Source organism: Synechococcus sp. OH2, from assembly GCF_047462155.1.
Lineage (GTDB): Bacteria > Cyanobacteriota > Cyanobacteriia > Thermostichales > Thermostichaceae > Thermostichus.
This window is the reverse complement of the sequence record NZ_JANSIR010000117.1, coordinates 49,640-58,194: the sequence shown is the minus strand read 5'-3', so window position 1 is coordinate 58,194 and position 8,555 is coordinate 49,640. Positions and strand designations below refer to the sequence as shown.

General features: G+C 61.7%; 8 protein-coding genes and 1 tRNA gene. 5 read left to right on the top strand and 4 right to left on the bottom strand.

Annotated features, from left to right (window positions below; translation table 11 throughout):
• Positions 1-244: 244 nt before the first annotated feature.
• The 3 genes from NW835_RS12880 to NW835_RS12870 all read left to right on the top strand — a co-directional run bounded on the left by NW835_RS12880 (position 245) and on the right by NW835_RS12870 (position 3,995).
• Complete coding sequence (locus tag NW835_RS12880; protein WP_414415493.1) at positions 245-1,873, top strand: phospholipid carrier-dependent glycosyltransferase; 1,629 nt, start codon at positions 245-247, stop codon at positions 1,871-1,873.
• A 109-nt stretch (positions 1,874-1,982) separates the two neighbouring features.
• Positions 1,983-3,044 (top strand): Gfo/Idh/MocA family oxidoreductase, encoded by a 1,062-nt coding sequence (locus NW835_RS12875; protein WP_414365815.1) that lies wholly within the window; start codon positions 1,983-1,985, stop codon positions 3,042-3,044.
• Between the two features lie 99 nt (positions 3,045-3,143).
• Positions 3,144-3,995: a sulfite exporter TauE/SafE family protein gene (locus tag NW835_RS12870; RefSeq protein WP_414415492.1), complete on the top strand. Its 852-nt coding sequence runs from the start codon at positions 3,144-3,146 to the stop codon at positions 3,993-3,995.
• 83 nt (positions 3,996-4,078) lie between these two features.
• On the opposite strand, the gene pheA is transcribed toward NW835_RS12870, so the two are convergent.
• The 4 genes from pheA to sppA form a co-directional block, all read right to left on the bottom strand.
• Positions 4,079-4,975 (bottom strand): prephenate dehydratase, encoded by an 897-nt coding sequence (gene pheA, locus NW835_RS12865; RefSeq protein WP_414415491.1) that lies wholly within the window; start codon positions 4,973-4,975, stop codon positions 4,079-4,081.
• Between the two features lie 9 nt (positions 4,976-4,984).
• Positions 4,985-5,350, bottom strand: coding sequence for a late competence development ComFB family protein (locus NW835_RS12860; RefSeq protein ID WP_414365812.1), 366 nt, complete (start codon positions 5,348-5,350; stop codon positions 4,985-4,987).
• Positions 5,351-5,451: 101 nt separating this feature from the next.
• Positions 5,452-6,795, bottom strand: coding sequence for an alanine racemase (gene alr / locus NW835_RS12855; RefSeq protein WP_414415490.1), 1,344 nt, complete (start codon positions 6,793-6,795; stop codon positions 5,452-5,454).
• Between the two features lie 41 nt (positions 6,796-6,836).
• Positions 6,837-7,877: a signal peptide peptidase SppA gene (sppA, locus tag NW835_RS12850; protein WP_414415489.1), complete on the bottom strand. Its 1,041-nt coding sequence runs from the start codon at positions 7,875-7,877 to the stop codon at positions 6,837-6,839.
• A 252-nt stretch (positions 7,878-8,129) separates the two neighbouring features.
• Here sppA and NW835_RS12845 point away from each other — a divergent pair.
• Positions 8,130-8,202: transfer RNA gene (locus NW835_RS12845), tRNA-Ala, on the top strand.
• 18 nt (positions 8,203-8,220) lie between these two features.
• Positions 8,221-8,544, top strand: coding sequence for a zinc ribbon domain-containing protein (locus NW835_RS12840; protein WP_414415488.1), 324 nt, complete (start codon positions 8,221-8,223; stop codon positions 8,542-8,544).
• Positions 8,545-8,555: the final 11 nt, after the last annotated feature.

The window sequence follows — 8,555 nt, the reverse complement described above, 5'->3', positions numbered from 1 at the left end:
CCGTGGAGCTAGTTATCCCTAGCTCCCCTCGTTAGCTTAATTGGCGGGAAGCCCCGCACTGGATTTGTGAATTGGTTTACTCAACGAAGATGAGTGTCGGGAGGCATTCAGCTGCTTTCTACTGTGCTCGCCCTGAACCCTGGGAAGGGCCGACTGGGGCTGGCCCAGAGGAGAGAGGGAACGGTGGCAGGTTAAAGTAGCACTGAGAACGTTGCTGCCGTCTTAGTGGAGACTTCTCCTGCCCATGACGTCTGAACCCCACCCTCCCCAACCCACAAGGCCGGAAAGGGACAACCCGCTCCTAGCTCCCTCCACCCGCGCTGAGGCAGCGGCTGGCAACTTTCCTCCAGAGACAGAGACTGCTACTCCTGCTCCGGCTGCGATTGGGCCAGCGGGAGACCGCCGCTGGCTGCTGGGGGGGGCGCTCGCTATCTTTCTGGTAAGCCTAGGGCTACGCCTCTGGCGTCTGGCCGAGTTGCCGGCTCCAGTGTTTGACGAGGTGTATTTTCCTGAGTTTGCCCAAAATTACCTCGACGGCAAACCCTTCTACGACGTGCATCCGCCTCTGGGGAAGTACTTCATCGCCCTCAGCATCCAACTCTTTGGCCGCAACGAGTGGGGCTTTCGCTTGGCCACCGCCCTGTGTGGATCCTTAATTCCGCTTTTGCTCACCGGCTTGGCCTATCGCCTTACTTACCACGTCGGCTTTGCCCTCTTGAGCGGGGTGCTGCTCCTAACCGACGGGCTGTTTCTGGTGGAGTCTCGCTTTGGCCTGATTAACGTGTATTTGGTGGCCTTTGGCCTGGCGGCCTCGATTTTGCTCCTGAGCGGGCTAGAACGCCGTGGCTGGCAGCGGACTCTCCACCTCACTGGCTCCGGGATCCTGCTGGGGGCGGCGGCTTCGGTAAAGTGGAATGGCCTCTGGTTTGCCTTCATGTTTGCCCTGCTGGGGATCCTCGTCTGGGGGGTGGTCTGGCTGCGCCCGCAGTGGATCCCCCGCTTGGGCATTTTGATCCCAATCCGCCATCTGCGCTGGTGGCACTACGTCTTCTGCTTCGTCCTCGCCCCGCTGGCCTTTTATGCCATCCAGTGGATCCCCCACCTGCAGCTTAACCCGCAGCAGGGGCTAACCCTGGATTGGAGCTGGACGGGGATCCAGAACTACTTTCGATCCCTGGTGCTCATCAACCAATCCGTTTACAGCGGGCACCTCCATGCCGATCTCGTGGTGGATGAAAACACCCCTGTTCACCCCTATTGCTCCACCAGCTTGCGCTCCCTGGTGGCCTGGTTCCCGGCGCTGCGCCCTTGGCTGACTACCCCCTTGGCCTCGGCAGGGGCCTGGTCTTGGCCGATTATGGGCCGCCCGGTGGGCTACTACTTCAGCACCCAGGGCGATCTGTGGCGAGTCGTCCATGGCCTAGGCAATCCCTGGCTGTGGTGGCTGGGGACGGGATCCATCTTGGTACTGGTCTGGCGCGGGATCCGGCGCTTCCACGGCCTGGAAGCCTTTATCCTAATTGGCTATGCAGCCAACTACCTGCCCTGGTTTATCGTTAGCCGCTGCGTTTTCATCTACCACTACATGAGTGCTCTGGCCTTTAGCACGCTGGCCCTGGCCTGGCTGGTGCTGCTGGGCTGGCGGCACTCCCGTCGCTTCTGGCGCAGGGCGAGCATCACGGCGGTGTGCTTGGTTTTGGCGTCTTTTGTCTTCTTTTTCCCGATTTGGTTTGGCCTCCCCCTTAGCCCCAGTGGGTTCTATGCCCGCATGTGGTTTCGCCCCACGCCGACCCCGCTCTTTTGCTTTAGCCCCCAGGCCTGTGAGCGAGCACCCCTGCGCCTGCCGCCGATTCCTGGGCTGAACTGGATTTGAGGAAGGCATGGTAAGCTTTGTGCAGTTTGTTTGGGGAAAAAGCTGCGCTCCGTTGCTGGAAAACGGGGTGTGGCTTGCGAAAACCCTGTGGTGGAGGTAGTGGAAACCTATGGCCCGATCCTGCCCGAGTCCTGCCAACTCTCCCCGCCGTCCACCGGCCTACACAGGGCAGCCTGTCCCCGTCGGCGTGATTGGGGTTGGCAACATGGGCCAGCACCACACCCGCGTCTTCAGCCTGATGAAGGATGTGCAGGTTGTAGGGGTAGCCGATATCAATGTGGAGCGAGGCTTGGATGTGGCCAGCCGCCACCGCGTTCACTTCTACGAAGATTACCGCGACCTCCTGCCCCACGTAGCGGCAGTGGCCATCGCTGTGCCGACGGTTTTGCACCACGAGGTGGGCATCGCCTGCCTAGAGGCGGGGGTTCATGTGCTGATCGAAAAGCCCATTGCCGCCAGCATTGGCGAGGCAGAATCCCTGGTCAACCGCGCCGCCGATTGCAATTGCATTTTGCAGGTGGGGCACATCGAGCGCTTCAGCCCTGTTTTTCAAAGGCTGGGGCAAGTTTTGCAGCGCGAGGAACCCTTGGCCTTTGAGGCCCATCGCCTTAGCCCTTATTCCGACCGCGCCAGCGACGTGTCGGTGGTGTTTGACCTGATGATCCACGACATCGACCTGTTGCTGGAGCTGATCCCTTCCCCAGTAACCCAAATTACCGCCAGCGGCAACCGCGCCTCCAAGCTGGGCTACCTGGACTACGTCACTGCCACCCTCACCTTTGCCAACGGCGCCATCGCCACCCTCACGGCCAGCAAGGTTACCCACCGCAAGGTGCGCAAAATTGCCGTCCACTGCAAAAATGCCCTCGTGGAGGCCGACTTTCTGCACAACGAGATCTCCATCTACCGCCAGGGAGGCGGCAGCAGCAGCGACTACGGCCAGGGATCCTACCAGCGGGATTGCCTCATCGAGAAGGTTCACATCGACCCCATTGACAAGCTCCACGCCGAGCTGGAGCACTTTATTAACTGTGTGCGGGGGGGCAATCAGCCGTCGGTGGGCGGGGAGCAGGCCCTGAAGGCCTTGAAGTTGGCTTCCGAGGTGGAGCGGATTGCCTTAGATGGATGCGCCTGGAGGGAGGCCAAACCCTGCCGGAGCTTTTTGTCTTAGCTTTGCCGCCGGCATCCAGGCGGTATCTTCTGCCAGCCGGTCATGGGTGGGGAGGGCGAGGATGGCAAAGGCTTGGTGGAGAGGCAAGGTTGAGCAATCGTGGTAGAAGAGGGGTTGGCCTTGGCAATCGGCGGCCTGGTGGCAGGGATCCTAGCCGGCTTTCTGGGTATCGGCGGCGGGACAATCTTGGTGCCCCTGCAGGTGAGCTTGGGGATCCCGCCGCTGCAGGCGGTGGCCACCAGCAACTTTTCCATTCTCCTCACCTCCCTGGCGGGCAGCATCCAAAACTGGCGCATGGGGATGCTGGATCCCAAACGGGCGCTCCTGCTAGGGATCCCGGCTCTGGTTACAGCTCAGGGGGGGGCGATCCTCGCCAGTCGCCTGCCCGGCTATCTGCTACTAGCGGCCTTTGGGGTGCTGTTGCTGTCGAACATTTACCTGGTGGAGCTGCGCAAAACCGTGGTCGCCCACGCCCAAGCGTTGGAGAGGCCAGTTGTTGCTGCCGGCAGTCAGATGCCGCCGTGGCTAGCCCGCACCCTCACTGGTGGCGCTGCTGGCTTGTTGGCGGGGCTTTTCGGCATCGGCGGTGGCATCATCATGGTGCCGCTGCAGATCCTGCTGTTGCGGGAAACCCTCAAGGTGGCCATCCAAACCAGTTTGGGGGCAATTGTTCTCACGGCAACTGCCGCTACCCTCGGCCATGCGGGCCTGGGCAACTGGATGGCGAACGCTCTCGGCTTTGGAGATGGCACCATCCGCCAGAATGTGCTCTGGCTCCCGGGCCTGATCCTGGGTACAGGGGGGTTGGTCGGCGTCCAGATCAGCACCCGCACCCTGCCCAAGCTGCCGGATGAGATCGTCAGCCTGCTTTTCCGAACCTTTCTTGCTGGGCTTTCCCTCTACGTTTTTTGGCAAGCCTGGCAGAACTACCAAGCCCTGGACAACCAGTAGCAACTCCTCCCTTCAACGCCTTGCCCTCCCCTATGGGGAAAAACTCGCTGGTGGCCGCGCGTGGGAAGCGTCTGAATCTGGGTCTAGGAGGCGGGGGAAAGGCTCTCACTCGACTTGCAGAGGTCGTGGACGGGGTAGCTGCCGAAAAGCTTCAGGGTTTCTGCGATCCCTTCCAGGGCAGCGATCACCTCTGCATCCAGGTAGGGCTGGCCAACCGGGTTCTCCAGATCAACAAAGAAGACGTAGGTACCCGCCGATTTCTTGGTGGGGCGCGACTCGATGCGCGACATATTGAGGCCCCGCTCCGCAAAGACTTGCAGCGGCTTTAGCAGCGCCCCCGGCACATTGTGGGGCAGGCTGAAGGCCAAGGAAGTATGGGATCCCCCCGGTGAGGATCCACGGCGGCCCACCACCCAAAAGCGGGTGCAATTATCCGGGTGGTCGTTGATGGGACAGGCCAAGACCGGCAGTTGGTAGAGCTCAGCGGCCCGCTCTGAGGCAACGACGGCAGCGTTGGGCTGCGCTCGCAGCCGATCCAATTCTTCGGTGGTCGAGCGGGTCGGGATCAAGGTGGCCTGGGGCAGATGGGATCCCAGCCACGCCTGACATTGGGCCAAGGCTTGGGGATGGGAATAGACCTGCTCGATCTGCTCCAGCCGGGAGGCACAGCCGATGAGGGCATGACGGATTGGCAGGATCAGCGCCTGGCGAATGCTCAGCCCCTCCAGTTGCCAGAGGGCATCCAAGGTCATCGAGACCCCGCCCTCGACAGAGTTTTCCACCGGCACCACCGCCCATTCTTGCTGGCCAGTAGCCACCGCTGACAAGCAGGCGCCAATGGTGGGGTAGGGCTCCAGAGGATGGGATCCCTGGCTGTGGAGGTGGGGCTGCTCAGGACAGGCCAGCAGAGCGGCCAACTCCGTATAGGTTCCGGCAGGGCCTAGAAAGGCCACGGGCACAGGGGAGACGCTTGCAGCCATTCCTCGAAGTCAGGTATCACTGGGAGCTAGCTCTAACTCTACCGTCTCAGCATCGCTCTGTAGCAGCGGGCAGTCAGGCTCTGGACAGCGGGGATTGGCCGCCACCCTGTCCATCGCCTTCGCCACCTCCAGGCGAATTTGCCTCTGCAGCTCTTGATCCGCTTGGATAGCTTCCAGAGTGGAGATGGAGCCTTCAAAGCTGGTGGCGTAGCGAGGTGGGAGGTTGTTGAGGGCCAGGGCGGCTGCATCGTGACAGAATCTTTCGCAGGAGCAGTAGCGCTGCTGGCTTTCCAGCAGGAGCATCTCGTTTACGGCTTCGAGGACGGCTCGCTCCATTTGATTTTCCAGCCTCCTTAGGGGTTTGCGTGCCTCCATGGCTGCCTCCTTTGTAGATTCCCTTGCCGATGTAGATTCCCTTGCCGATGGCGAATGCCCCTCTAAGAGGGATCTGGCCAGCCGGAGTCCCCACAGGCCTCCTACGCTCTAGAGTACCCAGCTCCGCAAACAATGCTAGGGCTAGCGGCCTCTCCATTGACGAGTACTCTCGGCAGGCGGGCAGAAAGTCCGCACAGCAGTTCATAGGAAATAGTGCTCAACTGATCCGCCCAATCCTGGATGGATAAGCCCATCCTCTCTACGTGAGGGCCCAGCAGCTCCACCACATCGCCCACCTGAATATCCGGCCTCTCGGTTACATCCCACATGCACTGATCCATCGTGATCATGCCCACCTGCTGGATGAGGCCGCCGCGCACCCACCCTCGCAGCCAGCCGGAAAGCCGCCGGGGGATCCCATCGGCATAGCCGATGGCTAGGGTGGCAATACGACTGGGGCGAGAGGTAATGTAGCAATGCCCGTAGCTGACGCCGGTGTGGGCGGGTACGGTTTGGATGTGGGTCAGCCGCGCTTTAAGGCGCAGGATCGGCCGCAACCCCGGCACCTGCAGGTGCGGGGCAGGAGACAAGCCATAGAGGGCCAACCCCAGCCGCACGCGGGAGTAGTGAAGACGGGTGAGGGCGCCGGCGGAGTTATCCAGATGCAGGGGGGGCAAGGGATCCCCGGCCTGGCGGATCTGCTCCACCACCTGGGCAAAGCGGGCCTCTTGCTGGGCCATCACCGGAGAATCGGGCTCATCTGCTGTTGCGAAGTGGGAAAATAGGCTACAGCCTTCCAGCTCGGGGATCCGGCAGATCTGCCCCCACACGGCGGCAGCCTCCTGCCAAGGGATCCCCAAGCGCGTCATGCCTGTATCCACGTTGAGGTGGACGGGGACAGGGCGCCCAGCCCAACGGGCCACCTGGCGCAGCAGGGGAATTTGCTCGGCCCGGGTAAGGCTAACCTCCAGCCGTGCAGCCATGGCCTGCTGAAGCTCGGCCCAGGTATTCAAAGCACCCAAGACCAGGATGGGAGCCTGGAGGCCGGCTTGGCGCAGCTCGATCCCTTCTGACAGGGTGGCCACACACAGCCCCTTGGCGCCGGCAGCCATCAGCAGGGGAGCCAGCAAGCGAGCTCCATGGCCATAGGCATTGGCCTTGACCACTGCCCAGATCTCCACATTTGGGCCCAGGCGGGTCTGCAACAGACGCAGATTTTCTCGCAATTGGGCCGCGTCAATTTCCACCCATGCCCGGCTGGTCAGCAGCTCCCGCTCTGGGTTGCAATCCGGCCAGAACCCCGTCTCGCCAACGGGATCCGCCCCCTGGGATCCCTGGCCTAGGGCATCGCTCTGGGTCCACGGGGCAAACGCCGTGGCCAGAGGGCTATGCACGGCCGCCGCCAGCGCAGAAGCGCCGTCCGGCGTGGACAATTCTTGATCCACAGCTTCACCCCTCACACCAAGCCTATTCATCACTGTCAGGTTTAGCGCAAAGTCCAGCCGGGCGCCATCCACAGCAGCGGCACTTCCGGGATCCCGGCCACCTTGTTGCTTCCCAACAGTCGGGCCAGCCAGAGATTTTGCCCTTGCGGAGGCAGTCCTTGGCTCAAGAGCCGCTGCAGGGCGCGTTGGAACGGATCTCTCGCCGTTGCCGGCGACAAAGAGGGATCCCCCGTCATCCGCCGCAGATCTTCCACGGCTTCGGTATATCCTCCCAGGGCATCCACCAGGCCCAACTCTACAGCCTGCGCCCCGGTGAAGATGCGCCCATCGGCCAACTGTCGCACCCGCGCTTCATCCAAGCTTTGCCGCCGCGCGATCATCTCCGCATCCAGCACCTTTTCTGCCTCTTTTTCCGGCAAGCGCTGGCGTCCACGAGCCACATCGCGAACAAACTGGTCGAGGGTATCCTCCACCAAGTCTTGCAGCAGACGTTGCTCCTGAGGGGTAGCAGCGCGGAAAGGGGAAAGAATGTCTTTGTACTCGCCGGTTTTGAAGGTCTGCGGCTCTACGCCGTAGTTCTCGAGCAACTTGCCAAAGTTAAGGCCGCTAATGATTACCCCTATGCTGCCGGTCAGAGTACCTGGGTTGGCGTAGATCTTGTCGGCAGCACTGGCCACGTAGTAGCCGCCGCTGGCGGCAACGTCCTCCATGACGGCGATCACCGGCTTACCGGCCTCCCGCAGGGCCGTGACGGCGCGGTAGAGTTCCTGGCTGGATCCCACGGCTCCCCCAGGACTGTTGATGCGCAGCAACACGGCCTTAACGGCGCGATCCTCGATGGCTTCCCGCAGCTGATCCAAAGGAGAAGTTGGCAAACCCACCAAAGTCGAGCCCCGCGGGCCTCCGATCGTTCCCTCGATGGTGACCACCTCAATGCGATTTGCCCCTCGGGGGGCCTCTAGCCCGACGCCACCCCGAACCGACTCTGCGGCAGGTCGTGTGCCGCCAATAACAGCCGCAATCAGGCAGACCACCAGCAAGGAAGCGGCCAAAATGCGGTCAAGCTGAGATCCCTGGGTCACAAGCCCTCCAACCGTTACTGACTCCGTTCTATCACCCGGCAAGCTCCTGCGGCAGAGGGCAGGAGCCAGGTGGATCCCTGCTCTACCTACTTTCGCCATTGGACGCTCTAACCCAGCTCTTGACAAGGATCTCCTGTCTATTTAGGATGGATTCCCGTACTCTTCACCGCCAAAGCAGCTTCTACAGGCTAAAATTGCAGCCTAGAGCAGGCATAAGTCGCTTGCCCACGCTCTTGCCAGAAAGCTGCGACTGGGGCTTTAGCTCAGTTGGTAGAGCACTTCAATGGCATTGAAGGGGTCAGCGGTTCGAGTCCGCTAAGCTCCATTGGTCTGATAGCAGACGGTGGTGGACGTTTCCGAGGCCTACACCAGCCAGACCTGCACTAGGTGCGGCTCTGTCCACTCTGGGCTGCAAGGCAGCCGGGTGTTCCGGTGTCCCGTGTGCAAACACACCTTGCCGCGGGATTGGAATGGAGCTCTGGGGATCTTCCTCAGGGCGTTGCGGGATGTCGCCATCTCGTGGGGACTCCGTCCCGCTGTCGCGAACAGCGGTGTTCAGCGTGACTGTATCAGAACCTCAAAGCGTCGATCCATTCAGCCTGACGCTGCCTCAGTCCCTTGGAGACCTACGCCGATCCCTGGGCAAAGGGCCCCCGCCGTTGGATAAAGACGCGTTCA

Bases quoted from the DNA above. Each gene is read 5' to 3' on its own strand.
- NW835_RS12860 (WP_414365812.1), bottom strand. From the start codon at position 5,350: ATGGAGGCACGCAAACCCCTAAGGAGGCTGGAAAATCAAATGGAGCGA.
- NW835_RS12875 (WP_414365815.1), top strand. From the start codon at position 1,983: ATGGCCCGATCCTGCCCGAGTCCTGCCAACTCTCCCCGCCGTCCACCG.
- pheA (WP_414415491.1), bottom strand. From the start codon at position 4,975: ATGGCTGCAAGCGTCTCCCCTGTGCCCGTGGCCTTTCTAGGCCCTGCC.
- NW835_RS12880 (WP_414415493.1), top strand. From the start codon at position 245: ATGACGTCTGAACCCCACCCTCCCCAACCCACAAGGCCGGAAAGGGAC.